Genomic DNA, 26,345 nt, shown 5'->3' on the forward strand with positions numbered 1-26,345 from the left:
ATAAACACAACAATGAAAACCCTGAAAACTCACAATTATTATGTTTATATATTGACTAATAAAATCAAAACAGTCTTATATACTGGAGTAACTAATGATTTAGAAAAAAGATTATATTGGCATAGAAATCCAGAAGCTATAGATAAAAGCTTCACCTTTAGATATAAATGTTTTTATTTGGTTTATTTTGAGCATTTCAAGGATATTGATGTTGCAATAAATAGAGAAAAACAAATTAAAGGCTGGATTAGAAGCAAGAAAGAAAGTTTAATTAACGAATTTAATCCAACTTGGAAATTTCTAAATGATGAAATTAAATGAGATTCTTCATTCCGCTTCACTTCATTCAGAATGACAACAGAATTCATTATTAATGGAACCAAAAAAAATACTCATCATCACCTATTACTGGCCTCCTGCAGGAGGTCCCGGTGTGCAGAGATGGCTGAAATTTGCAAAATATTTACCAGAATTCGGATGGAAACCTGTGATTTATACACCGGAAAATCCGAGTTATCCTTTGCTGGATGAAAGTTTGATGAAAGATGTTCCGAAAGATCTGGAAATTGTAAAAACAAAAATCTGGGAACCTTATCAACTGGCTGAAAAACTGAACAAAAGCAACAAAAAATTTAAAGCGGGACAGTTTGATGTCGGGAAAAATCAAAGCTGGAAATCTAAGCTTTCGATTTGGATAAGAGGCAATTTTTTCATTCCCGATGCGAGAGTTTTCTGGGTGAAACCTTCCGTAAAATTTCTGGAACAATATTTAAAAGAGAATCAGATTGAGGTTGTGGTAACTTCGGGACCGCCCCATTCTTTACATTTAATTGGTTTGAATTTAAAAAAGAAACTTCCCAACCTGAAATGGATTGCCGATTTCCGTGATCCGTGGACAGAAATCTCTTATTACAAACACTTAAAACTGACCAAAAGTTCCGACCAAAAGCACCGTCAACTGGAAAGCGAAGTGTTCAGAAATGCAGATATTACGTTAGCAACAAGTTACACCGATGCTGAAAATTTCCGTAAAAACGGAGCCAATGCACTTTGTATTACGAATGGTTTTGACGAGTCAGACTCAAACAATCAAACGCTTAAATTCTCCGACACTCAAACAAAATTCACATTAAGTTACATCGGAGTTCTGGAACAGTTGAGAAACCCTGAAAATCTCTGGAAAATTCTGAATGATATGGTTACAGAAAATGCAGAATTTGCTGAAAAATTTACCTTGAAGTTTGCAGGAAGAGTTGATGATAAAATTCTGAATTCAATAGAACATTCAAACCTGAAAAATCATATTCTGAATTTAGGATATCTTTCCCACGACATGGCGATTGAAGAAATGCAGACTTCGGAAATACTGCTCATCACCAACTTTCCGAACGACTCTTCCAAAGGGATCATCCCCGGAAAAATATTTGAATATCTGGCAACAGGAAAACAAATCATTTCTTTTGGGCCCAAAGATGCAGATGTTTCGAAAATTTTAAATGAAACACAGGCCGGAAAACATTTCAGTTATGATGATTCCGGGAAAATTAAAGAATTTATTTTAGAAAAATTTGAACTTTGGAAAGACGGAAATCTTTCGGAAAACACTCAGAATATTGAACAGTTTTCAAGAAAAAATTTAACTAAAAAATTAGCGGAAATTTTATAATCACGAAGATTTTACATATTAACGTACTGTATTGACATCACATTATGTTAGTATTAGAGATGTCACCCTGAGCTTGTCGAAGGGTCTCTGCCGGAATAAGTTATTAACAATTCAGTTACTTATAAAACAAATATTTATAAGATTCTTCCTTCGTCAGAATGACATAGGATCGTTGAACTTCTTTTGAATGAAAATTACATTCAACAATTATACATTGTTTAAATATTGCAGTTAGTATTAGAGATGTCACCCTGAGCTTGTCGAAGGGTCTCTGCCGGAATAAGTTATTAACAATTCTATTACTTATAAAACAACCATTTATAAGATTCTTCCTTCGTCAGAGTGACATAGGATCGTTGAACTTCTTTATGAATGAAAATTACATTTAACAATTATACATTGTTTAAATATTACACTGAGCATTCACAACATTGCAATTTTTTTAAATTTATTCTAAATCGTCCACTGATCGTTAACAACACCAATAAGATAATACGTTCCCTGAAATTCTTCAAAAATCAGACGAAGACATTTCCAGTCCATTCCGGAGTTGGCTTCTGAGCCTTTCATGAAATTTTCCGTAAAATCTGCATTTGGATAAATTTCCTTTACATTATTCAGAGAATTGCCTTTTCCCTGAAACTCATTTAAAGAAACCTGTGCGGTCGCAAAATCTTTGGAGTACACCCAGTCTGCTAAATAATCATGGATAGTCGCTCTGTACAGATCTCCGGAACCGTCCATTGTTCCCCAAGTAAAAAGTGTTTTGGTAGGTTGATATCTGATAAAATCTGCTTTTGAAAATTTCTTGTCTTCTTTTGGATTCACAAAAGCGTACATCGAAAAACGGACTCCTTTTTCAGGATGAATAAATTCCGCAAACTTCTTAAAGTTTTTATCCTTTAAAGCCTGTATAATGTCCTCATTGATCTTTTTTAAAGACTGATCTTTGGTAATTTTTGCTTTACTAATGACTGAACTATCCGTAATGGTTTTGCCTTTAGCATTAACCTCATCATTAACGAATTTTTCAGGGTTCTTCTTACACGCAACCGCAGATAAAGCCAGCAAGGAAATGATTATTTTTTTCATGTTTTTAATGTCTGATTATCATTTACCAAAATAAATGCCATGCTTTTAGAATCGTTTTGAAAGTTTACTGTTGAAGGAATTTCATATTTTTCGAATAGATGGTCATTATGAAAAGAATAGTTTTTTGCTTTTACCGAAAAAGCCTTTGTTGATGGGTTTTCCTTACATTTGTTGTATGGAAATTTTAGATATTCTTATCATCGGAGGCGGACCGATCGGGCTGAACTGTGCACTGGAAGCGCAGAAAAATAATCTTTCTTATCGGGTTATCGAAAAAGGAACCATCGTTAATTCTCTGTACAATTATCCTTTATATATGCGGTTTTTCTCGACTGCCGAAAAACTGGAAATCGCCGGAATTCCTTTTATTTCAACAGCACCAAAACCCGGAAGACAGGAAGCGCTGGAATATTATCAGGGAATTACAAGACAGCGGAATATCAACATCAATTTATATGAAAAGGTAGAAAAAGTTTCCAAAGAGAATGAAATTTTCACCATTGAAACTTCGAAAGGAAAATATTCCGCGAAAAACGTCATTATTTCAACTGGATTCTATGATATTCCGAATCTGATGAATATTCCCGGAGAAGATTTACCCAAAGTAAAACATTATTATACAGAACCTTATCCTTACGCAAAACAGAAAATCGTTGTGGTAGGTTCGAGCAATTCGGCGGTCGATGCTGCTTTGGAAACTTACAGAAAAGGCGCGGAAGTCACCATGATTATACGCCATTCCGAGATTTCAAAAAGTGTAAAATACTGGGTGAAACCGGATATTGAAAACAGAATTGCGGAAGGAAGTATTGCTGCTCATTTCAATGCCGAATTGATGGAAATTAAACAACATTCCGTTGTTTTTAAAGATGGAAAAGGTGAATTGCAGGAAATTGAAAATGATTTTGTTCTTGCAATGACCGGCTATCTTCCTGATTTTGACTTCTTGAGAAATTCCGGAATTGAATTGCAGGGCGATTGTCTTAACCCGCTTTATCATCCTGAAACCATGGAAACCAATGTTCCGAATCTGTATTTGGCGGGTGTGGTTTGCGGAGGAAAAGATACGCATCTCTGGTTTATTGAAAATTCGAGAATTCATGCGGAAATGATTGTGAAAAACATTCTTTCGAAATAATGTCATTGCGAGGAACAAACGTGACGAAGCAATCTTTATCTATTTTTATCGTTTATCTTTAATTAATCATATATTTAGTTTTAGACAAGCTCAGTATAAACTTTTCACTCAGCAAAGAATCCAAAGTTTTTTTAATGATTACAAATTACGGACAACAACACGAGATTGCTTCGTCGCTTCGCTTCTCGCAATGACGTTAAAAATCAACCTTCATACCCAACACAAAATTTCTTTTGGCAGCCGGATTGTAATAACGGTTTCCGAAAGCATTAATATCGAAGCCTAAAACATACTCTTCATTATATAAGTTTTGAATCTGAAGATATACATTGACTCTCGTTTTTTCAAAATCTACAGGAAATCTGAATTGAATATTTCCAATTAAATTTGATTCAGACCAAACAGAATTGGCATCATTTAAAGGAATTTTTGAGGTGTAAAAATGGGAATAATCTACCGAAAGTTTTCTGAAAAACGTAAAATTCAGCAAACTGTTGATTGTTGTTTTGGGAACTCCGGTGATTTCATTTCCTGAAAAATCATTTCCGTTCTGCTGATAATTTTTAAATGTAAAATCGTAAAAGCTTCCTGAAAACCTGAATTTAAAATGGTTTAAAAAGTTGTTTTTCAGATTGAAATTCTTCGATTCCATTAAAATTTCAACTCCTTTTTGAACGGTTTCTCCGGAATTGACGAAGTATTCCTGTCCTGCTTCGTTCTGCCTTCTCACAATTGCATCTTTCATCCGGAAATCAAAATAACTTCCTTCCACAAAAATATAGTTGCCGAATTGTTTTCGAATCCCGATTTCCTTGTTCCAGCCGAATTCGGGTTTTAAATCTGTATTAAACTGCTGATTCGAAGAGCGGATTTCTTCATTCGTTGGTGCAGAATTCCCCTTCCCTATTTTTCCGCGCACAGAAAAACCTTTTCCCAAAAGATAGGTGAAACCAAAATTAGGCAGCCATTGGTTTTTAAAATGAACTTTTCCTTCTTCATTTCGGGGATATATCCGGTTCCAGTCGTAAGAATTTGAATTTAAACTGATGGAAAGTTCGGTGAATAATTTTTCGCTGACATTCAGTTTTTGAGAAAGAAAGAAAAATCCTGAAGTATTTTTAATCTGATCGAAATTCTGTGGGTTTCCTTCTGTTCCTCTGTTATTATCGTAATTTCTGACCAAAATATCATTAATTCCGCCTTCAAATCCCAATCGGTAGGCTAATGAAATGGTATTCCAGTTTTTTTCGTAATTGAGATGCGTTCTTAATGCAAAATTCTTTTCAAAACGGTTTTCATAATGGGTGATAAACGGATTTTCAAAATCGACATATGAACCCTGAATTAAAATGAAATGGGAGAAATCAGGACTGAAGTTATAATCATTTGAAACTCCTGCCAAAATCATTTTATTGCGGATTCCGGCATCCTGTTCTTTTGCACCCGAAACTGTTTTGGTTGCAGGTCTTGCCTGTTTTCGGTTGATCTGCATCTGTTCTAAAGTAAGTCCTCCCGGAGTCTGATAATCGAGATCAGCGTACAAAATCATGGCTTTGAGCAATCCATTTTCTGAATATTGGAAATGGTCTTTTACAAAAATCTGCTTTCGCTGAACCTTAGACTGGTCACGGTAAGAATCAGTCTGATAATAGTTCTGAAAAACCTGAAAAAAGTGTTTCCCAATATGTTTGGAAAGATCAAAACTCTGGTTAAAGGTTCCATAACTTCCAATTGCCAGATTTGCGGAAATCTGGTCTGATTTTCTGGTCTGTAGCAAAACAGTTCCGCCCGTTACGGCGCCGTAATCTCCGCTTTCAGGACCTTTATATATTTCCATCCGGTTGATGAGTTCAGGAGAAACAACATTAAAATAGGTGTTTCCCGAAGCATCGGACAGGATGAAATCATCAAGATAAACTTTCACATTCCGAACGCCAAAAGGGGATCGCAAAGTGCTTCCGCGAAGGGAAATCCTGTAGCTTCCGGGAGAACGCTCTTCCATTCTGGCTCCTGCAATCTGATTGATGGATTCAAGCATTCTTTCGGGTGTATTCTGGTTAAGCAGATTTTCTGAAACTACAGCAACCGATTTTGTGGACGAAATAAAAGTTGTGGGTTTCTTGTAGGCATCGATTCTGACTTCTGAAATCAATGCTGCAGAATCTCTTTCTTGAGAAAACAGCAGGAAAACGGAACATAATGAAAATAGAAAGCAGAGTTTTGTCATCGAATGAAGGGAAGCAAAAACTGTACTTTTCTGTGTGGAAAATATAAATTCGCAGAAGATTTGTTTAAAATAATGTGAGTTGGGCTTCAGACGAAATTGATGATGCGTTTTGGCTAAAGCCAAATTTGTTTCTTACTCCGTTACAATAAAAAGTCCGTCAACATTTTTTGTGACGGACTGAATTTCTTAGAGTGTCTTTTCCTTCGCGTGAGGGATGCGGCGGGCGGCGACGAAGGCGCCGGTGCGAGTGAGGAACGAACGAGTACGGAAGCGAAGCGGACCCCAAAGCAGCCCGACCCGAATTGTAGGGGGAAACCTCATAGGTTTTTAAAACCTATGAGGTTTAGCTCCGGAATGAGGGACACGCCCAAAATATTTAAGATTCTGCGTGTTTTCTGTCGCCAATCATCCAGGGAACAATGTAATAAAACGCAATGGCAATGATTGTGGCTAAAACTCCTGTCCCGATCCATAACATGGTGAATCCGAATCTTTCGGCGATGAACGTTCCCAAAGTAGGTGTTACAATAAAGGCGATGGAGAATGAAATTCCGTTCAAGCCCATGTAAGCTCCTTTGTTGTTTTTTCCGGAGCGTAATGCCGTGATGGTTGACATAAACGGCAAAGCCCAGATTTCTCCTACGCAGAGAAGGCTCATGGATACAACCAAAGTCACGATACTGTAATCAAAACCAAGCATGGCATAAGCAAATCCGCAGATGAAGGTTCCCAAAAGCATGGTTACGGCAAGGCTGAAATATTTTTCGGCAACCTGTACCAATCCCATTTCGAGTAAAACGACTAAAAAGCCGCTGTATCCCAAAATATATCCTATACTTTGCTGACTTAGATGTGCTGTGTCTTTATAAAAAATAGTCAGCGTACTGAATAACTGGAAGAAACAGATTGAAAACAACATACAGAAAAAGCAGTAAACCAGAAATTTACCATCGCGGTAAGGCGAATTTTCTTTTTTAATTTCTATGGCTTCCTGTACTTTTCGGGCTTTTAGTTTTGCCAGAATGTTTCTTTTTCTGAAAAAGACGATGTATAAAATCCCTGCTGCCAAAGCTGTAAAAGCATTGCTGAAAAATAAAAATTCGTAGGAAATTGCCGATAAAATACCGCCCAAAGCAGGACCAATGGAAAATCCTAAATTGACTGCCATCCGGTTTAAGGAAAATGCTCTGGTGATATTTTCGGGTTTTGCATATTTTGTAATTGCAACCGAGTTTGCAGGACGAAATGAATCGCTTACAATGCTTTGCAGCAAAATAATGGTCGCCACTCCTATTTCTGTCTTAAATAGAGGAATCATACAAAATAAAGGCACACTGAGCAATAAACTGAGATACTGAACTCTGTATTCTCCGATTCTGTCTGTAATAAATCCGCCCAGCCAGGAACCAATTACCGAACCGATTCCGAAAAAGCTGAGTACAACTCCAGTATTTTCGATACTGAATTTTAAATGATCGGTCATGTAAACTCCCAGAAAAGGAAGTACCATAGAGCCTGCACGATTGATGAGCATGACCAAAGCAAGCATCCAGCTTTCTTTGGAAAGCCCTTTGAATGAGTTGGTATATAAGTGTATAAGTTTCACAATTTTTAATTTTAATTACTGTTTTTAACCCCGAATGACACAAATGCTTTTCACGGATAACCTTATTTTTTGGTTATCGTTTTTGTTTCGTTAGGGTTAAAAACAAAAAACAGGGCTTAAAAATTAAGCCCTGTTTTATTTATATGTATAATAAATTTTTACTCCGGCTTATAAGAGTCTTTTAACGTCACAGTTCTGTTGAATACAAAGTTTGTATCCGTAGAATCCTGATCTTTCGTGAAATAGCCAATTCTTTGGAATTGAAGAGGTTCTCCAACAGCCACATCTTTTAAGCTTGGTTCACCAAATCCCTGAATGGTAGTTACAGAATCCGGATTGATAAAGTTTAGGAAATCGACATCTTTCTCTGCATCTGGCTGTTCCACAGTGAATAATTTGTCGTAATTTCTTACTTCCACAGGAATTGCATGTTTCGCAGACACCCAATGAATGGTTCCTTTTACTTTTCTTAAGCTTTCTTCTGTTCCGCTTCCTGACTTGGATTTTTCGTCGTAGGTTGCGTAAATGGTCGTAATGTTTCCGTTTTCGTCTTTTTCTACTCTTTCACCTTTAATGATGTAAGCAGATTTCAAACGAACTTCTCCGCCCAACTTTAGTCTGAAGAATTTGTTGTTTGCTTCTTCTTTAAAGTCTTCACGCTCAATATATAATTCTCTGGAGAACGGAATTTCTCTTGTTCCTGCATTTTCCTGCTCAGGATTGTTTTCTGTTTCCAGCCATTCTTCTTTTCCTTCCGGATAGTTTTCAATGACTAATTTGACAGGATCCACAACCGTCATTACACGTTTTGCGACTTTATTCAGGTCTTCACGAACGCAGAATTCCAATAACTGAAGTTCAATAAGATTTTCTCTTTTAGCAACACCTACTTTTTCAATAAAATTTCTGATGGAAGCAGGCGTAAATCCTTTTCTTCTCATTCCTGAAATCGTAGGCATTCTCGGATCATCCCAACCGTTTACTACATTTTCGGCAATCAGCCTCTGCAGTTTTCTTTTGGAAGTAATCATGTAAGAAACGTTCATTCTCGCAAATTCTCTCTGCTTGTTTTTCACTTTTCCTTCTTCGTACACCTGATCTAAGTACCAGTTGTACAAAGGTCTGTGGTTTTCAAACTCTAAAGAACACAGCGAGTGAGAAATTTGCTCAATATAATCGGATTCACCATGCGCCCAGTCGTACATCGGATAAATTTTCCAATCGGTTCCTGTTCTGTGGTGAGGTTTGTTCAGAATTCTGTACATCACAGGATCACGCATGTTCATATTCGGTGAAGTCATGTCGATTTTTGCACGAAGAGACATAGAACCACTTTCGAATTCGCCGTTTTTCATCCTTTCGAATAAGTCTAAAGATTCTTCAACAGGACGGTTTCTATATGGAGATTCCACACCCAGTTCTGCCGGATTTTTTCTCTGTTCGGTAATGACTTCAGAAGGCTGCTCATCTACGTAAGCCTTTCCTTCTTTTATCAACTGAACTGCCCAATCATAAAGCTGCTGGAAGTAATCGGAGGCGTACAAAACTTTATCCCATTTGAAACCTAGCCATTCAACGTCTTTCATAATAGAATCTACGAATTCCTGCTCTTCTTTTTCAGGGTTCGTATCGTCGAAACGAAGGTTTACGGGAGCATTGTATTTTTCACCCAAACCGAAGTTGATGCAGATCGCTTTGGTGTGACCTACATGCAGATAACCATTTGGTTCAGGCGGAAAACGGAAACGGAGCTGATCTTTTCCCAGACCGTTTGCCAAATCATCTTCGATAATTTGCTCAATAAAATTGAGTGATTTTTTTTCTTCTTCCATTAAAATTCGCTTTTAAATGCCGTATAACACGACAATTTGCAAATTTATGAAATTTTGAGGGTTTATGGAAATAATAATGCAAAAGAGTAATTATCAATTAATAATTCTTTCAGGTGCTTTTTCTCAGAAGATGTAAATATCAGGATTGAAATAACATTAAAACTCTCTATAAATTAATCTATTAAAAGAAAATTATACCTGCAGGAAATTAAAAAAGTAGATGAAAAATTTACAAACACCTATTACACAACAGTTTATAGTTAATTTAAGAAAAATGTTAAAAAAATAAAAAATATGCATTGACTTTTGGCATAAAGATTGTAAATTTATTACCACAAAAATATTAACATTTTATATTATGAAAAAGGTTAAAAGTAAGTTTTCTTTCATTTTAGAATATATTAAGAAAGCGATTTTTGTAAAAGATATCATTTAATCGCTATTTATTAATATTATAAACACCAAGATTATACGACTGAAAACTACAAATTAAAAATCTCAAAACAATTTTCACAGAAACGAACAGAGTTCATCCGGACTTTGCAAATCTTTTATATTCTTTTTTCACTTATATTAATTCACTTTAATGTGTGTTAATATAAGTTAAAGTTGTAGGATATCCCAAAAAAGAAATTCATATTTACATTACTAAACCAAAAAAATGTTTCTATGAAAAATCTAAAAAAACTTAAGAAAAGTGATTTAAAAACAATCAAAGGAGGTATTGTTCCCATCGGCTGTCTTAACTGGAATCCTAAATTAAGATGCTGCAGAACATGGGATGAAGAACATTACAACAATCCTGTTTGTGAAATCTAATTTTTAAACCACAGTAATTCTCCTTTCAGATCCAGATTTGAATCGAAATTATTAACAAATAAAGCTCCGGTTCCCAATCCTTGCGGCATCGGGCTTTTTTTTGTAAAAGTATATTGAGCAATCGCATTCAGACCAATATTGCTTTCCAGAGCAGATGTAATCCACCATCCGAGATTGCGTTCTTCAGCCAGAGAAATCCATTCATCAGAACCTGAGAAACCTCCTGCCAAAGCGGGTTTTAAAATGATATACTGAGGATTTACGGTTTCTAGTAATTTTCTTTTTTCATTAAAATCTGTAATCCCGATCAGCTCTTCATCCAAAGCAATCGGAGTAGGCGTTTCAAGGCATAATTCTGCCATATCGTTCCAGTTTCCTGCTTTTATAGGCTGCTCGATGGAATGAATGTGTAGATCGGATAATTGCTGCAAAACAACTTTTGCCTCTTCTTTATTAAAACCTCCGTTCGCATCCACGCGAAGTTCAAGCCTGTCTTTTGAGAACTTCTGTCTCAGTTTCTGAAGAATCTCATGCTCGGATTTCCAGTCGACTCCTATTTTCAGCTTGATGCAGTGAAAACCTTTTTCCAGCTTATCCTGAATCTGCTCTTCCATATAATTGATGTCGCCCATCCAGATCAGACCATTAATGACGATCGGAGTCTTTCCTTCTGTAAAATCACTTGGGAAATACAGGTTTTCACCATTTTTCAAATTCAGAACAGCCTGTTCATACCCGAACCAAATGGAAGGAAATTCTTTCAGTTCTTCTTTTAAAAACTCAGTTTCCTGCTGAATATTTTCACAAAGCCATTTTAATTTATCTTCATAATCCGGTCTGTCGTCAAAACTTAATCCTCTGAAAATTGCACACTCCCCTATTCCTCTTTTTCCATTTTCTGAAATTTCGAGAATAAAGGTCTCTTTTTCAAGCAAAACGCCGCGAGATGTTCCACTCGGGCGTTTGAATTCTAATAAATATCTTGAATATTCTGCTTTCATTATTTTACACTGTCAATTCGCATAAATTCTTCCGCTTTCTCCACCATATCGATACTTCCGCAGAAAAACGGAATTCTCTGATGCAATTCTGTCGGTTCAATTTCAAGGATTCTTCTGAAGCCGTCTGTTGCTTTTCCTCCTGCCTGTTCTGCAAGGAAAGCCATCGGATTACACTCATACAGCAATCTCAGTTTTCCATTCGGAGCCTGCGAATACGAAGGATAGATATAAATTCCGCCTTTCAGCATATTTCTGTGAAAATCTGCCACCAACGAACCGATATATCTTGAAGTATACGGTCTGTCTCCTTCTTCCATCTGGCAATATTTAAGATAATTTTTTACGCCCTGAGGAAATTTAATATAGTTTCCTTCGTTAATGGAATAAATTTTCCCTGTTTTTGGGAAAGTCATATTCGGATGTGACAGATAATAGGTTCCTAAAGAAGGATCTAATGTAAATCCGTTCACTCCGTTTCCTGTTGTATACACGATCATTGTAGAAGATCCATAGATAACATATCCTGCTGCGATCTGGTTAACTCCTTTCTGTAAAAAGTCTTCCAATTGAACCGGAGTTCCGGGCTCCGTAACTCTTCTGTAGATTGAGAAAATGGTTCCTACCGAAACATTTACATCAATATTTGAAGAACCGTCAAGAGGATCAATCAGCACCACATATTTGCTTAAATGTCCGTTTTCGCCACATTTAATATCGATGAAATCGTCGTTTTCTTCGGAAGCGATTCCACAGACAACCTCTCTCTGAGACAAAGCGGTAATAAAAATTTCATTGGCAATTACATCAAGCTTCTGCTGCTCTTCTCCCTGCACATTCTGGTTTCCTGCAGCGCCTGCGATGTCTACAATTCCTGCTTTATTTACTTCTCTGTTTACTACTTTTGAAGCAAGTCTTATTGCACTCAAGAGACGGGAAAACTCTCCCGTGGAATACTGAAAATCATCCTGTCTATCAATAAGAAATTCTCCTAAAGTCTGTAATGGTTGCTCTGACATATTTTGCTTTTTACGTTTTCTCCAAATTTCGTAAAATTTATTACAATTTAAAAGAATAATTAATAAAAGAGCTTAATTACTGTCTATCAATTAAATACAATCAAACACATTGATCTTAAAAAATCTTTATCCTAAAATACGCCTCCCGTTTTATTGAAGCAATCGGAATAATTTCTCCTAATTGATAATTTTAATAAAATCTTAAGCCTGCAGCGATATTCTGCTCTTTCATATCTCGTTGTAAATGTATAATTTTGTCACCCGTAAAATATTCCCACAAATTTTATCTAACAATTTTATTATTAACAATTTAATGAAAATTTTCAAGTTTGGTGGAGCATCGGTAAAGGATGCCGAAAGTGTAAAAAATGTAGCCATGGTTTTAAAAAGCCAGGGATTTGCCAAATGTCTGCTGGTAATTTCAGCGATGGGCAAAACGACAAATGAGTTGGAAAAGGTTGTAGAACTTTATTTCAAGAAGGATAACTATCAAACTGAAATTGAAAAGATAAAACGAAAACACATTGAGATCGCGGAAGGATTATTTCCCGAAAATCATGCGGTGTTTGCGGAAATCAATTTATTTTTTGATGATATTGATTCTTTTTTAAGAAGAAACAAATCTCCGAACTACGATTTTGTTTACGATCAGGTAGTAAGCTGCGGGGAAATGATTTCTACGAAAATTGTGAGCGAATATTTGAATGAAATTCAGTTTACCAATCAGTGGCTAGATGCAAGAGATTATGTAAAGACAGACAATTCTTACAGAGAAGGTGTGGTAGACTGGGCAAAGACGGAAGAATTTATTTCCAATTTAAATAAAGAAATCTGCTACGTTACTCAAGGATTCATCGGTTCGGATAATAACAATTTTACGGTAACATTAGGAAGAGAAGGCTCTGATTATTCTGCCGCGATTTTTGCGTATTGCTTAAATGCAGAGGCTATGACGATCTGGAAAGACGTTCCGGGCGTAATGACGGGAGATCCGAGAAAATTCAAAGATGTAACGTTGCTTTCTCATATTTCTTATGAAGAGGCAATTGAAATGGCGTATTACGGAGCAAGTGTGATTCACCCGAAAACCTTACAGCCACTACAGCAGAAAAACATTCCTTTTTACGTAAAATCTTTTGTAGATCCTACAAAGGAAGGAACAAAAGTAGGTGCTTCGGAAAAGAACCAGAGCGAAGAATCTTATATTTTAAAGGAAAACCAGACTTTGCTTAAAATCTCCACAAGAGACTTTTCATTTATCGCAGAAGACCATATGAGTCTTATTTTTGGATATTTATCCAAATACAAAATTAAAGTTTCCCTGATGCAGAATTCTGCAATTTCATTGGCTTTATGTCTTGAAGATAAATTCAATACCGTAGATGAATTAAATGAAGAACTTCAAAAAGTATTTAAAACAGAAGTTATAAAAAATGTATCTTTATTTACCGTAAGAAATGCGAAAATAGAGAACATAGATAAATTTTACCAGGAAAAAAGTGTATTATTGGAGCAGATTGCGAAAAATACGCTTCAAATGGTAACACAATAAAAACTAATTGCGACTAAACACAATATGAGTTTAATTTCGAAAAACGATCTGATAAAGGCTTCCGGCTTAAGTAAAATAGGATTTTTAAAGAATCCTGTAGCATCTGCTGTGATGAGCATTGCTAAAATAAACGAAGTAAATAAATTATACGACAAACTAAAAGACAAGGAAGGCAAAGACTTTTTCGACTCATTTGTAAGAGAGCGCAACTTAAGCTATATCGCTTTTGAAGAAGATCTGGCAAAAATTCCGAAAACAGGACCGTTTATTCTGGTATCCAATCATCCGCTTGGCGCGATTGACGGAATTTTAATGTGCAAAGTTCTGTCAGAAGTACGTCCGGATTTTAAGGTGATGGGAAATTTCCTTCTGGAAAAGATCAAGCCGATGGAACCGTACGTAATTGCGGTAAACCCTTTTGAAGGCAGAAAAGAAGCATACAGCAGCTCTTCAGGAATGCGGGAAACGTTAAAGCACCTGCAAAATGGAGGCTGTGTAGGAATTTTCCCTGCAGGAGAAGTTTCCAATAAGAACAATCCTTACAGTGAAATTCTGGATAAAGAATGGGAAAAACCGGCATTAAAACTCATCAGAATGGCAAAAGTGCCGGTCGTTCCTATGTATTTTCATGCAAAAAACAGCAGGATATTTTATCAGGTGGCAAAAATTCATCCTAATTTGCAGACCTTGATGCTTCCGGCAGAAATGATGAACGACAGGGAAAAACCGATCAGAATAAGAATCGGAAAACCTATTACCGTTAAGGCGATGGATGATATGGAAACCATCGAGGAACTGGGAGAATTTCTGAAACGTAAGGTGTATATGATGAAATCTTACTACGAAAAGAGAAAATCTTTGGCGCAGAGTATCAATCTTAAAAATCTTTCGGTAAAATTCCCTTTACTAAGAGAAGAAAATATCGTTCAGAATATCATCGACGAAACTCCGAAAGAAGATATTTTAAAAGACATTAATAAACTGAAAGGCACAGATAAGATGTTTTTCAGCAACGGAAATTACGAAGTTTACTTTACCACTTACGAAGAAATCCCTTCTATTATGAGGGAAATCGGAAGACAGCGTGAGCTTACCTTCCGTGCAGTGGGTGAAGGAAGTAATCTGCCGTTCGACCTTGATGAATACGACAAACATTATCATCATCTTTTTCTTTGGGACAGTGCCGCTGAAAAACTTGTAGGAGCTTACAGAATGGCTTTGGGTAAAGAAGTGATGAAGAAATCCGGCATCAAAGGTTTTTACACCAGTTCTTTATTTGAATTCGAGCAGGACATCCATCCTTTTTTCAAAAAAGTGATTGAAATGGGTCGTGCATACATCTGTCAGGAATACCAGCAGAAGCCGCTTCCGCTTTTCCTTTTATGGAGAGGAATTGTGCATGTCTGCTTAAGAAATCCGGATCATAAATTTTTAATGGGCGGCGTAAGTATTTCCAATAAATTTTCAGAATTTTCCAAATCTCTGATGATCGAGTTTATGCGTTCGAATTATTATGATTCCGCAGTTGCACAGTATATTACCCCAAGAAACGAATACAAAGTAAAGCTTCGCGACAGGGACAAGCATCTGTTTTTTGAAGAAATGGAATCTGATCTGAACAAGCTTGATAAAATCATCGATGATCTGGAACCTGAGCTGAGACTTCCTGTTTTAATTAAAAAATACATTAAGCAGAACGCGAAAGTTATCGCTTTTAACGTAGATCCCAACTTCAATGATGCCATCGACGGACTAATGTACATACGAATAAGTGATCTTCCGGAAAGCACGATTAAGCCAGTATTAGAGGAAATGAGCGAACAGATAAGACGCGAACAGGAAAATAATTCGGTTGAAAATCAGTAGGTTTTTAAGTTTTGTTAAAAAAAGTCTTATTAATACTTGCTTCATATACTAAAACTTACTACTTTTGCATCACTTTAAAACAACGAAGTAACAAGAATGGTTTCTTAGCTCAGTTGGTAGAGCAATGGATTGAAAATCCATGTGTCCCTGGTTCGATTCCTGGAGAAACCACTTAAAAAAACCACCTGTAAAAAAGGTGGTTTTATTTTCAAAGTTTTAAATAAAATTTGCCAAGGTTAATAATTATTATTACTTTTGCACCACTTCAAAAAAGAAGCAAAAATTAAATGGTTTCTTAGCTCAGTTGGTAGAGCAATGGATTGAAAATCCATGTGTCCCTGGTTCGATTCCTGGAGAAACCACTTAAAGTCATCTCATTTGGGATGACTTTTTCGTTTATACTTATTTGTAATCATTTTTATAATCTATCTCAATAGGATTATTTTGCTCACGAATCATTTTTTGTGTTTGTTTTGTCAATTCATTCAAGTCTAATGCCTTTTTTCCACCATGTCCGTCACTGGTATAAACAGGTAACATATTTCTTAATTTAAGATCAGCATAAGGATCATTGTAATATTGCATCATTAATTTTTTGAAATGAGAAAAATCCATATCCAAACCTTTTTTTCGCAGAAATAAATTCCCAGAATTATTTTTGATTGCTATAAGTGTAAAGTCGTAATCCATATCACTATCAGTTGCTCTTACAATAAGTCCCGGAAGTCCGTTAAAAATATATGGACCATCTGTAATCGGAATTTCTGTTGTGAACCATACAATCCATTTTCTTCCACCATAGTCTGTTACAGCTTTCTGAACATCAAATCCTCCTATTTTATCCCTGTCGGATTCTATTTTCCAGATTATTTTATTTTCTATTTTTACATCGTAATAATCATTAAACCGTGTCCGATAATTTCTTTTAATATCTTTATTCTTTAAATCTTTTGTTACGTATATCTGCCTTTCAATATTTTGATCAGCTCCTATTCCAAATCTTGATACACTTAATAATGAATCAGACCTTTTCTCTTTTTCGGTTCTAAATACTGATATATTATCATTAAAATCCAAAATCATTTCAATAGAAGCAAGACTATCATTATGAGGTCCCAAGTGATATTTCAACTCATAAACAAATGATTTTTTTTGTGCGGAACAGAATCCTATAAAGCATATTAGAAAAATAAAATTAACTTTTCTCATAATAAAAAGAGACACATCTTTCAGATGTGTCTCATGTCATTTTAGTAAATAAATTAAATTGTCACACATCTTAAACATTGACTATCGTTTGATCCTGTATCACTCCATAGTCTACAAACAAGATCATATCCTGCCGGACAATCACTGTCAGAACTACACATATCTGTGCAACCTGCACCTCCTCCATTTCCAGGATATCTTTTCCCTCCATCAATTTTTTTTAGATCGTTTCTTCTTAATTTTTTAAGATTTTTCATAATAGATTTTTTTATTGTGAGTTAAAATTAAAAAAAACAAATAAACAAAACTGAAATTAACATTTATTTAACTAGTTCTTACTGATTGTTAATTTTTACGGAATTTTAATCATGGAGTAACTTTTCTTATTTAAAATAAAAGCGAAGCAAACCTTCTTTTTCTTCAAGTTTCACAATCAAAATAGTCCACTAAGAATGGTGGAAGTAAAAACTTTAGTAATTCTTGTTCGCCAGATATACAACAACAAAATTATGTCTTTTATCTTTCTCTCCAGCTTTTGTAATTGATCCGTTCTTTGTTTTCAATTAAAAAATTCTTTTTCGTTTGTAGATTTAAATAAGCACTTCGTAGATTTTATTATTATTTTTAAAAGAAAAACTTGAATTTTATCTGTTTTTATTTTAAAATAATTTAGAACCTTGAAACTGACTCAGAAAAACAAATATCACATCTTCTTTTGGTTTGCCTATTATCTCTTTGAGATTAATGCGTCATTTGTGTATCTTCATGAAAGTTTTAAACAATTTTCATGGCAAAAAGCCGTACATCTTTCCGCCATTTCAGAATGTACTTTTCTTATCACAGAAATTCCAGCATCTTACATCGTTTTATCAATTATAGATGGAAAAATAAAGATTCTTAAAAATAAAGCACTTAGAGTTTTCGCTGCAATTGTTACAGTAATTTTTTTTGTAAGTCTTTACAGGGTACTTTCTCACGATCTTATATTTCCTTTCTGCTATTCTTTCCCCGAAGAAACAACAAGGTTTTCATTAGCGGGAATTTTTGTGGCAATGATGAATATTGTTTTTGCCATTGCTATTGCATTAGGTTTCGAAAAATTTATTCAGCAAAATGAAACGCAAAAAAGACTAATGGAAATTTCAAAAGAAAAAACGGATACCGAACTAAAGCTGCTTAAAACACAGATAAATCCGCATTTTCTTTTTAATACGCTTAATAATATTTACGGACTCTCTCTGAAAAAATCAGACGAAACTCCAACAATTATTTTGAAACTGGCTAAAATAATGCGTTACAACATTTTTGATTCTGCTAAAAACAAAGTATATCTTCAGCAGGAACTAGAGAACATTCAGGATTTTATAGACATACAGAAAATAAGGCACAAACAGGTTCAAGTAGAGTTTAACCTCTCCGTTGATGATGAATTACAGGAAATTTCCCCTTTAATTCTTCTGCAATTTGTTGAAAATGCCTTTAAACACGGTGCTTCGGAAAGCAGATTCAACTCTTTTATCACCATTAATCTTGAACTTAAAAATAAAGTTCTGATTTATAGTATTGAAAACTCTAAAGAAGAACATCCTGAAAAAGAAAGCACAAAAATTGGTTTAAAAAATATTAAAAGACAACTGGATTTGTTATATCCAAAACATAGTCTGGAAATTAATGACAGTAACAACCTGTATTCGGTTAGTTTGAAAATATTATTTGATTAAAATGATTCCTGAAGTGAAATATAATTGTCTGATTATAGAAGATGAGCCCATTGCTATGGAAATCATGGAGCATTTCATTTCTCAAAACAAAGAATTTCATGTGGTAGGAAAATGTTCGGATGCCATCTATGCCAACAGTCTGCTTAACACCCATAAAATAGATCTTATATTCTTAGATTTACATCTTCCGGTACTCAAAGGATTTGAATTTTTAAAAAAAATCAAGAATCCTCCTCATGTTATTGTCACAACCGCTTTTCACGAATATGCTTTGGAAGGATATGAACTGAATATTGTAGATTATCTTTTAAAGCCCATTTCCTACAGCAGATTTCTGGATGCACTAGAAAAATTTAAACATCTGATGAATGCAGAAAAAGCCATCCTAGAAATTGAAGACCGGGATTTTATATTCGTCAATATTGCAAAACGAAAAATAAAAATTGTTCTTCAGGATATTTTTTATATTGAAAGCATCAGAGAATACATTAAAATACACACAAAACAGGAAGTTTACACGGTAAAAATGCCCATCAGTAAATTTGAGAAAGATCTTGACGGAAATAATTTCATTAGAATTCATAAATCTTATATCGTTTCCAGATCCAAAATTGAAGTAATGTCTGCCACCGAAATTACAGTTAATGGAAAAAAGCTGCCGATCGGAAGAACTTACAAACCATTCATTAGCAATTAATTTTTTCCCTTTTATCACGTGTAGAGATTCATTATTTACTCTTTTATCATGCCAAATAGTTATTGATATACGGTTAGCTGCTTTTTGTAGAAATAAAACACGCAGCAGCCGGAATAACTGTAATATTGATACGGCAAAACAATTAAATCTCTTAACTAAAATCTTAAAATTACTATGAAAAAGACAATTAAGAATCTGCGGCCTCTGAAGGCGAAAGAACTGAAAAAAATCCATGGCGGAACTACAAAAGGCTATGACAAATGCTGTTATAAAGGAGAAAACCCACCTTATGATCCTTTTTCAGGATGTGAAGCCTATTACATTTGTGATTAAAGGTAAAACATCTTTATTAACCAAAATTTTTAAACAATAACAATCTTAAAAATTAATTTATTATGAAAAATCAAAAATTAAAAAACGGAAAAATTCTTAACAGAAATGAATTAAAAGCGACTGTTGGTGCGGGTTCTAGTTTTCCACGCTGGTGTTGCGAATATGAAACAATAAAAAATGTAAAAGTATGTGTTGTATGGTCTACATGGGAGAGACAATGTCCATAATCCAACTATAAGTTAGATAAAGGATGAATAAAATTAGAGATTGTCGAAACACGGCAATCTCTTTTTTTATAATATAATTAGCATACAATTTTATCGATATACAGCCAAAATATACTATATTCGCCAACAAATTCTAACTTGGAAATGAAGAAGATTATCTCCGGTTTATTGTTATTTTCCGCCATTACGGCATTTGCTCAGGAAGCCATTAAATTTGAAGAACTGCCTTTTAAAGACCTTATTGCAAAGGCAAAAAAAGAAAAAAAGATTGTCTTTCTGGATGCCTATGCTTCATGGTGCGGTCCCTGCAAAATGATGGAAAGAAATGTTTTTACACAGAAATCGGTCGGAGATTATTTCAATGCAAATTTTGTGAACGCAAGATTTGATATGGAAAAAGGTGAAGGAAGAGATATTGCGGTAAAATACGGAGTACGCTCCTATCCTACTTATCTTTTTCTGAATGGCGACGGAGAGCTTGTTTCCCAGAATTTCGGCTACATGGAAGAAAGTATGTTTCTGACGATGGCGCAGGATGTAAATTCTCCTAACAACAAAAAAGGTTCGCTGAAAGAACGTTTTGCGAAGGGTGAAAAAGATCCCGATTTTCTGATCAATATTATGAAACTCAATTCTTCTTCGGATTTTAATTTTGCCAAACAGGCATCTGAAAGGTATTTTGAAAATAAAAAAGCTACTGAAGAATTCTCAAAAGACGACGTTGGTCTGTTGCTGTTTTTCTTAAAATCTACTGAAGACAAAAATTACAAAGTTTTTACAGACCGAAAAGCTGAAATCATCAAATTTTTACCGGAAGAAACGTATAAAGAATTTGACAATCAGATCAAGCTTGGCAAAATTGTGGAGCAGTCTATTGATCAGCAGAATAAAAAAATCAATGATGATTACTTCATGAAAAATGCAGAACCTCTTGTAGGAAAGCATGATGCGGAAGTGAAACTCAACCAGATGAAACTTGGCTATTATGAGCAAAATTCAAATTTTCCTGAATACGAGAAAGCAGCTTTAGCCTATTACAGAAATTCAGAAGCGTTTGAACCTAATGAATTATTAAAAGCAGCGTGGGTATTTGCGGAACATGTAAAAACCCCATCATCCTTAAAAAAAGCGGCGGAGTGGGCTGAAAAATCTGTGATGAGAGGCGAAAGTTCCGAAAACACATATATTCTTGCGAAACTTTATTTTCTAACCGGAAATAAAGAAATGGCAAAAACATACGCAGAAATGTCTAAAAATATGGCAACACAGGCTCAGAAAGATTCTACTTTAGCCGATGAGCTACTAAAACAAATAAAATAAAATGCTTAAAATAAGATTGATCGCAGGGATTTTAACCGTGTTTTTTTTAGGAACACTCAATGCACAAGAACAGGAACCACAACAGACTTCTGAAAAAAGTGTATACCTTAAAGGAAATGCTTTGCTAATACCTGTAGGAGTTATAAATGTAGGATTAGAGCATCAGTTAAATAAAAAATTCACGGTACAGGGCGATGTTTTAATTTCTCCGTGGAAATCTTTTGCAGGGCATGAACTGCAATATTATTCAGTTTCACTGGAAGGAAGATATTATTTTGACGAAGCCTTCAAACACTGGTATATTGGTGGAAATATTGCAGGTTCCCGCTTTATTGCCCAAAAGTGGAATTACTGGAGTGACGGTACTTTTATTGACGAGAAAAACGGAAATGTCTATCAATATTCTGATGTTTACCAAAAAGGCTATTCGATAATATTGGGAATTACAGGAGGGTATCAGTTTAAGCTTGCTGAAAACTGGAACATGGATATTTATGCAGGAATCGGAACTTCTCAGGATTTTTACAAAGGCTATGTACGCTCGACGGGAGCTCGTTATGACGTAGCGGAAGGCTTTAACAAAAGCGGGGAAATTCTTCCTTACAGAGGCGGTGTCATGATTTCTTATAAACTAAAATAAAACAATGAAACTATTCGGTAAAAATCATATTATTATCTGCATCATCACTTTCGGGATTCTTTTTCTGATGAATTACCTCGGAAACGATCAGGCGGATAAGCTGGAAAGAGCTTTAATGATTGCGGCAGCGGGCGTTATCGGTCTGTCAATCGGTCTTGTGATCATGAATAAAGGAAAAGACGACAAAACTCCGCCGCAGAATTTTGATTAAAAAATTTCAATTGTCAATTGTCAATTTAGATTCACAAATAAAATGAATTCACTATTGACAATTGACAATTCATATTTCATCAGTTTTCGTAAACAACATATTTCTTTCTGATTTTCTCGAATTTTTCCAAATCAGACTTCCAGGATGCTTTGATTTCCGAAGCTGATTTTCCGGCAACAATCTGTTTTCTCAGCTCATCGGTTCCGGCTAAAGTATCAAACCACAAATTACTTCCTGTGGTTGGTTTCAGGAAAAAGTCCAGATCAGGATTTTTATAGTTTTTATACGCTTTTATTACCCAGTCCAGATTCAGTTCCCTTAAATCTTTTCTATAATCTGAAAGGTTTTCGCCGTAGCACAATTTTCCGTTTAAAAAAGGATCTTTTGCTCCTGCACTTGGCTTCGGAGTAAACTGATAAGGAAGATTTTTTGTCCATGGAGATCCGTAAATCTGGAACGGTAAATCTGTTCCTCTTCCCACGGAAACCTGCGTTCCTTCAAAAAAGCATAAACTTGGGTATAAATTGATGGCTCTATCATTGGGTAAATTTGGAGACGGCTTATCTGAAATCTGGTAACGCAGCTTTTTATGATAATTTTTCATCGGAATCAACGTGTATTTTGCCTGAACTCCGTTTTTCAGCCATTTTTCTCCATTCACCATTTTTCCGTACTCTCCTATTGTCAATCCGTATACAACCGGAACTTCGTGCATTCCCACAAAACTTGTCCATTTTTCCTTTAAAACAGGACCATCTGTATAGCCGTCATGAGGATTGGGTCTGTCCAGAGCAATCACTTCAATATTATTTTCAGCGGCTGCTTCCATAAGATAGGTCAGTGTTGAAATATAGGTGTAAAACCTCACACCGACATCCTGAATATCAAACACCAGAACATCCATTTCTTTCAGTTGTTCCGGAGTCGGTTTTTTATTTTTACCATATAATGATACGATGGGAATTCCGGTTTTTACATCTACTCCGTTTTTTACTTTTTCTCCTGCATCTGCATCGCCTCTGAAACCGTGTTCCGGCGCGAAGATGGATCTTATTCTGATTCCGTTTTTTACTAAAAAATCCACAACGTGCGTTCTATCGCTCATCAGTCCGGTCTGGTTCGTTACCACTCCTACAATTTTTCCTTTCAGCAATGGCAAATAGAGCTCCGGCTGATCTGCTCCAGTTTTAAAATCTTTTTTATCTTGAGCCTGAGAATAATATTGATTGAATACTCCTAAAAAAATTAGGCAAATAAGAAGTAAATTTTTAATTTTGAAATCTAAATTCATAAGTTTGAAATTTCCTTTATATTTCTCGAAAAAAATAGCGTTTTCCAAAGATAACAAAAATAACCTTTCGAGGGTTATCATCTTCATCGGCAGACTTTCTGTGGCATTGGGAATTATTGTTTCTCTCATTACGGTTTCCACCGGATTCGGTTCTAAGAAAGCAATTAAGGAAAGACTTGCAGATTTCAGCGGACACGTTACCGTAAGATCCACGAGATCAAACTCTTCCTACAATACTTCCGTTCTTGATAATCAGGGACTGAATATCCAGAAAATAAAAGAACTTCCGGATGTGGAAAGTGTGCAGAAATATGCTACGGTAACGGGAATTATGCGGAACGAGCACAATTTTGCAGGGATTATTTTCAAAGGAATCGGAAAAGATTTTGACAGTGTAAGGTTCAAAAAATTTCTGGTTGCCGGAACTTCTCCGAAAGTTACGGAAGTTGGCTATTACAACGGAGTTACTATTTCCCAGAAGATTGCCAACGATCTTCATCTGAAAGTGAAGGACAGCATTGTAACGGTATTTTCAAAGGCAGATCAAAAGCCTATTTACAGAAAATTTGAAGTGGTAGGAATCTATAAAACCGATATTAAGATGATCGACGATCAGTTTGTGTTGGGAGGAATTAATCATGTAAGAAAAATTCAGGATATGAAGCCTGATGAAATGGGCGGACTGGATATTTTCTTTAAAAATGTAAATGATATCGACAGCGATTTTACTGAAATTGAGAAACTCATCGGTTATAAAAATTATGCTGAAAAAGCCACTGAAAAATATCCTCAGATTACGGACTGGATTAGTATTTTCGATACCAATATCGCTCTGATTATCATCATCATGCTGATTGTTGTGGTCATTAATATCATCATGGTTCTTCTGATCCTGATTATTGAAAGAACAAATTCTATCGGTCTTTTAAAGACTTTGGGAGCAAGCAATTCACAGATCAGAGCCACTTTTATCAATTATACTTTAATTATTATGATTCCGGGATTGCTGTACGGAAATGCGATTGGTCTCGGACTGCTTTTGATTCAGAAAGTTTTTGGAGTGATTACCTTAAATCCGGAAAATTATTACGTTAGTACGGTTCCGGTAGATCTTAACCCGATTGCTATTATCTCTATTTCTGCCGGAATTCTGATTATTTCAGGCCTGGCTTTAATAATTCCGAGTTACCTGATCAGTAAGATTTCTCCGGTGAAGGCGATTAAGTATAATTGATATTAATTATTCGACGGAATTTGTCATTGCTAGCGAAGCGAAGCAATCTCAGATTTGTAAAATTATATTCACTTTTCTACAATTTGAACATTAAGTTTTATTAAGGGTTTAAGAATATTAAGTATAACTTCGTTTTGAGTTGAGATTGCTTCGTCACTACGTTCCTCGCAATGACAAATGTTCTGATAACGGCAAAATCCTAGCCCCGATAGGAACGACATCCTTTTGGGTTGCGGCTGGAGCATAAACTGAAGGTTTACGAACGTAGTTCAGGAAGCCGTAACAAAAAAGATACAGTGGATAGCGGGAATAAGCTCCTTATTGAGTTGGAGATTGAAGAGTTAGAGTATAGGAAAGTTTGAAAGTGAGAGAGTTTGCGGGTAAGAGAGTGTATGTTTTGGGGTTGAAATTGAGAAAACAGTATTAATTATTCATTTTTAATTATTAATTATCTGAAAGCCGTATCTTTGCAACGCTTTAAAAGACATTTATGAAATACGCAAACAACATCCTCGAAACCATCGGAAATACGCCTCTTGTAAAACTTAATAAAGTTTTGGGTGAAGATTTTCCGGCACTGGTTTTGGCAAAGGTGGAAACTTTCAATCCGGGGAACTCTGTGAAGGACAGAATGGCTCTGAAAATGATTGAAGATGCTGAAAAAGATGGAAGATTAAAACCCGGAGGAACGATTATCGAAGGAACGTCCGGAAATACAGGGATGGGACTGGCTCTTGCCGCGATCATCAAAGGGTACAAATGTATTTTTGTAACCAACTCTAAACAATCTAAAGAAAAATGTGATATTCTTCGCGCTGTAGGAGCAGAAGTTATTGTCTGTCCGACGGATGTAAAACCTACCGATCCGCGTTCTTACTATTCTGTTTCCAAAAGATTGGCTAAAGAAACGGAAAACGGATGGTATGTAAACCAATACGACAATTTATCCAACAGAGCCGCTCATTACGAGTCTACGGCGCCTGAAATCTGGGAACAGACGGAAGGAAAACTAACGCATTTTGTTGTCGGAGCAGGAACAGGAGGTACGATTACAGGTTGCGGAACATTCTTCAAGGAGAAAAATTCTGACATTAAAGTAATCGGAATAGATACGTACGGATCGATCTTAAAAGAGATCCACGAAACGGGAGAAATCAACTTAGGAAATGCTTATACCTACATTACAGAGGGAATTGGCGAAGATATTCTTCCTGAAAACTATGATATGTCGGTAATCGATCATTTCGAAAAAGTAACGGATAAGGACGGAGCAGTGTATGCGAGAAAACTGGCTAAAGAAGAGGGGATTTTCTGCGGATATTCTGCGGGAAGCGCTATTTCTGCTTTGGTACAGATGAAAGATCAGTTTACGAAAGACGATGTGATTGTGGTTCTTCTTCACGATCATGGTTCAAGATACGTCGGAAAAATTTACAACGACGACTGGATGAAGGAAATGGGCTGGCTGGATTAATCAGCTTTTCATGATAAATAAAACTCAGAGCAAAGCACTCTGAGTTTTTTGTTGTTTTATTCTGAAATATTTTTCTTAAGGCATAATACTGAAAAATAGTTGGTAGAATCCTATCAAAAACTCATTGTTAGGCTGTTTGGAGGAAGTTTTATGAAACGTGTTTCATAAAACTT

General features: G+C 35.5%; 24 protein-coding genes and 2 tRNA genes. 17 read left to right on the forward strand and 9 right to left on the reverse strand.

What is annotated here, in order from left to right:
* Positions 1-12 precede the first annotated feature (12 nt).
* On the forward strand, positions 13-321 hold the full coding sequence (locus DD829_RS04000; RefSeq protein WP_108408776.1) for a GIY-YIG nuclease family protein: 309 nt from the start codon (positions 13-15) through the stop codon (positions 319-321).
* 52 nt (positions 322-373) lie between these two features.
* Positions 374-1,666: a glycosyl transferase family 1 gene (locus DD829_RS04005; RefSeq protein ID WP_108408777.1), complete on the forward strand. Its 1,293-nt coding sequence runs from the start codon at positions 374-376 to the stop codon at positions 1,664-1,666.
* A gap of 453 nt (positions 1,667-2,119) precedes the next feature.
* Here the strand turns inward: DD829_RS04005 and DD829_RS04010 are convergent, their stop codons facing one another.
* Positions 2,120-2,758 carry a hypothetical protein gene (locus DD829_RS04010; RefSeq protein WP_108408778.1) on the reverse strand — a complete coding sequence of 213 codons (639 nt, stop codon included), beginning with the start codon at positions 2,756-2,758 and terminating at the stop codon, positions 2,120-2,122.
* A 175-nt stretch (positions 2,759-2,933) separates the two neighbouring features.
* On the opposite strand from DD829_RS04010, the gene DD829_RS04015 reads away from it, so the two are divergent.
* The gene (locus DD829_RS04015) at positions 2,934-3,896 is read left to right on the forward strand and encodes a YpdA family putative bacillithiol disulfide reductase (RefSeq protein ID WP_108408779.1); all 963 of its coding nucleotides are present in this window, start codon (positions 2,934-2,936) and stop codon (positions 3,894-3,896) included.
* Positions 3,897-4,092: 196 nt separating this feature from the next.
* Here DD829_RS04015 and DD829_RS04020 read toward each other — a convergent pair whose 3' ends face one another.
* From DD829_RS04020 to DD829_RS04030, 3 genes are all read right to left on the reverse strand, one after another.
* On the reverse strand, positions 4,093-6,123 hold the full coding sequence (locus DD829_RS04020; RefSeq protein ID WP_116547548.1) for a TonB-dependent receptor: 2,031 nt from the start codon (positions 6,121-6,123) through the stop codon (positions 4,093-4,095).
* Positions 6,124-6,499: 376 nt separating this feature from the next.
* Entirely contained in the window at positions 6,500-7,732 is a 1,233-nt protein-coding gene (locus tag DD829_RS04025; protein ID WP_410493804.1) for an MFS transporter, read from the reverse strand.
* 155 nt (positions 7,733-7,887) lie between these two features.
* Positions 7,888-9,561, reverse strand: coding sequence for a glutamine--tRNA ligase/YqeY domain fusion protein (locus DD829_RS04030; protein ID WP_108411280.1), 1,674 nt, complete (start codon positions 9,559-9,561; stop codon positions 7,888-7,890).
* Positions 9,562-10,230: 669 nt separating this feature from the next.
* On the opposite strand from DD829_RS04030, the gene DD829_RS23455 reads away from it, so the two are divergent.
* Entirely contained in the window at positions 10,231-10,380 is a 150-nt protein-coding gene (locus DD829_RS23455; RefSeq protein ID WP_157967241.1) for a bacteriocin-like protein, read from the forward strand.
* Here DD829_RS23455 and DD829_RS04035 read toward each other — a convergent pair.
* Positions 10,377-11,381, reverse strand: a complete 1,005-nt coding sequence (locus DD829_RS04035) for an o-succinylbenzoate synthase (protein ID WP_108410804.1) — start codon at positions 11,379-11,381, stop codon at positions 10,377-10,379. The genes DD829_RS23455 and DD829_RS04035 overlap by 4 nt on opposite strands.
* Entirely contained in the window at positions 11,381-12,397 is a 1,017-nt protein-coding gene (gene fbp, locus DD829_RS04040) for a class 1 fructose-bisphosphatase (RefSeq protein ID WP_076392274.1), read from the reverse strand. Before fbp ends, DD829_RS04035 begins: the two co-directional genes overlap by 1 nt.
* 313 nt (positions 12,398-12,710) lie before the next feature.
* On the opposite strand from fbp, the gene DD829_RS04045 reads away from it, so the two are divergent.
* The 4 genes from DD829_RS04045 to DD829_RS04060 all read left to right on the forward strand — a co-directional run bounded on the left by DD829_RS04045 (position 12,711) and on the right by DD829_RS04060 (position 16,177).
* A complete protein-coding gene (locus DD829_RS04045; RefSeq protein WP_108409348.1) occupies positions 12,711-13,949 on the forward strand; it encodes an aspartate kinase in 1,239 nt (412 codons plus the stop codon).
* 24 nt (positions 13,950-13,973) lie between these two features.
* On the forward strand, positions 13,974-15,815 hold the full coding sequence (locus tag DD829_RS04050) for a lysophospholipid acyltransferase family protein (RefSeq protein ID WP_108409347.1): 1,842 nt from the start codon (positions 13,974-13,976) through the stop codon (positions 15,813-15,815).
* A 98-nt stretch (positions 15,816-15,913) separates the two neighbouring features.
* A tRNA-Phe gene (locus tag DD829_RS04055) sits at positions 15,914-15,986 on the forward strand.
* Positions 15,987-16,104: 118 nt separating this feature from the next.
* Positions 16,105-16,177, forward strand: a tRNA-Phe gene (locus tag DD829_RS04060).
* A 40-nt stretch (positions 16,178-16,217) separates the two neighbouring features.
* Here the strand turns inward: DD829_RS04060 and DD829_RS04065 are convergent.
* Both DD829_RS04065 and DD829_RS04070 read right to left on the reverse strand, forming a co-directional pair.
* Complete coding sequence (locus tag DD829_RS04065) at positions 16,218-17,024, reverse strand: GLPGLI family protein (RefSeq protein ID WP_116547549.1); 807 nt, start codon at positions 17,022-17,024, stop codon at positions 16,218-16,220.
* A gap of 53 nt (positions 17,025-17,077) precedes the next feature.
* Positions 17,078-17,281, reverse strand: coding sequence for a bacteriocin-like protein (locus DD829_RS04070; protein ID WP_116547550.1), 204 nt, complete (start codon positions 17,279-17,281; stop codon positions 17,078-17,080).
* Positions 17,282-17,701: 420 nt separating this feature from the next.
* Between DD829_RS04070 and DD829_RS04075 the strand changes: the two genes are divergently transcribed.
* The 7 genes from DD829_RS04075 to DD829_RS04095 all read left to right on the forward strand — a co-directional run bounded on the left by DD829_RS04075 (position 17,702) and on the right by DD829_RS04095 (position 22,173).
* Positions 17,702-18,745, forward strand: a complete 1,044-nt coding sequence (locus DD829_RS04075; protein ID WP_123906799.1) for a sensor histidine kinase — start codon at positions 17,702-17,704, stop codon at positions 18,743-18,745.
* A 13-nt stretch (positions 18,746-18,758) separates the two neighbouring features.
* Entirely contained in the window at positions 18,759-19,442 is a 684-nt protein-coding gene (locus DD829_RS04080) for a LytR/AlgR family response regulator transcription factor (RefSeq protein WP_228408120.1), read from the forward strand.
* A 174-nt stretch (positions 19,443-19,616) separates the two neighbouring features.
* Positions 19,617-19,775, forward strand: coding sequence for a hypothetical protein (locus tag DD829_RS23460; protein ID WP_165796603.1), 159 nt, complete (start codon positions 19,617-19,619; stop codon positions 19,773-19,775).
* A 62-nt stretch (positions 19,776-19,837) separates the two neighbouring features.
* Complete coding sequence (locus tag DD829_RS23465; protein ID WP_165796604.1) at positions 19,838-20,002, forward strand: hypothetical protein; 165 nt, start codon at positions 19,838-19,840, stop codon at positions 20,000-20,002.
* 144 nt (positions 20,003-20,146) lie between these two features.
* Positions 20,147-21,322, forward strand: coding sequence for a thioredoxin family protein (locus DD829_RS04085; protein WP_108409670.1), 1,176 nt, complete (start codon positions 20,147-20,149; stop codon positions 21,320-21,322).
* 1 nt (position 21,323) lies between these two features.
* Positions 21,324-21,962, forward strand: a complete 639-nt coding sequence (locus DD829_RS04090) for a DUF3575 domain-containing protein (RefSeq protein WP_108409671.1) — start codon at positions 21,324-21,326, stop codon at positions 21,960-21,962.
* A 4-nt stretch (positions 21,963-21,966) separates the two neighbouring features.
* On the forward strand, positions 21,967-22,173 hold the full coding sequence (locus DD829_RS04095) for a hypothetical protein (protein ID WP_076392260.1): 207 nt from the start codon (positions 21,967-21,969) through the stop codon (positions 22,171-22,173).
* 79 nt (positions 22,174-22,252) lie between these two features.
* Here DD829_RS04095 and DD829_RS04100 read toward each other — a convergent pair whose 3' ends face one another.
* On the reverse strand, positions 22,253-23,464 hold the full coding sequence (locus tag DD829_RS04100; protein ID WP_108409668.1) for an exo-beta-N-acetylmuramidase NamZ domain-containing protein: 1,212 nt from the start codon (positions 23,462-23,464) through the stop codon (positions 22,253-22,255).
* Between the two features lie 4 nt (positions 23,465-23,468).
* On the opposite strand from DD829_RS04100, the gene DD829_RS04105 reads away from it, so the two are divergent.
* A complete protein-coding gene (locus DD829_RS04105; protein ID WP_108409669.1) occupies positions 23,469-24,698 on the forward strand; it encodes an ABC transporter permease in 1,230 nt (409 codons plus the stop codon).
* Positions 24,699-25,188: 490 nt separating this feature from the next.
* A complete protein-coding gene (locus DD829_RS04110) occupies positions 25,189-26,172 on the forward strand; it encodes a PLP-dependent cysteine synthase family protein (protein WP_108409667.1) in 984 nt (327 codons plus the stop codon).
* Positions 26,173-26,345 lie beyond the last annotated feature (173 nt).

The sequence above is a fragment of the Chryseobacterium sp. HMWF035 genome, assembly GCF_003094695.1.
GTDB classification, from domain to species: Bacteria; Bacteroidota; Bacteroidia; order Flavobacteriales; family Weeksellaceae; genus Chryseobacterium; species Chryseobacterium gambrini.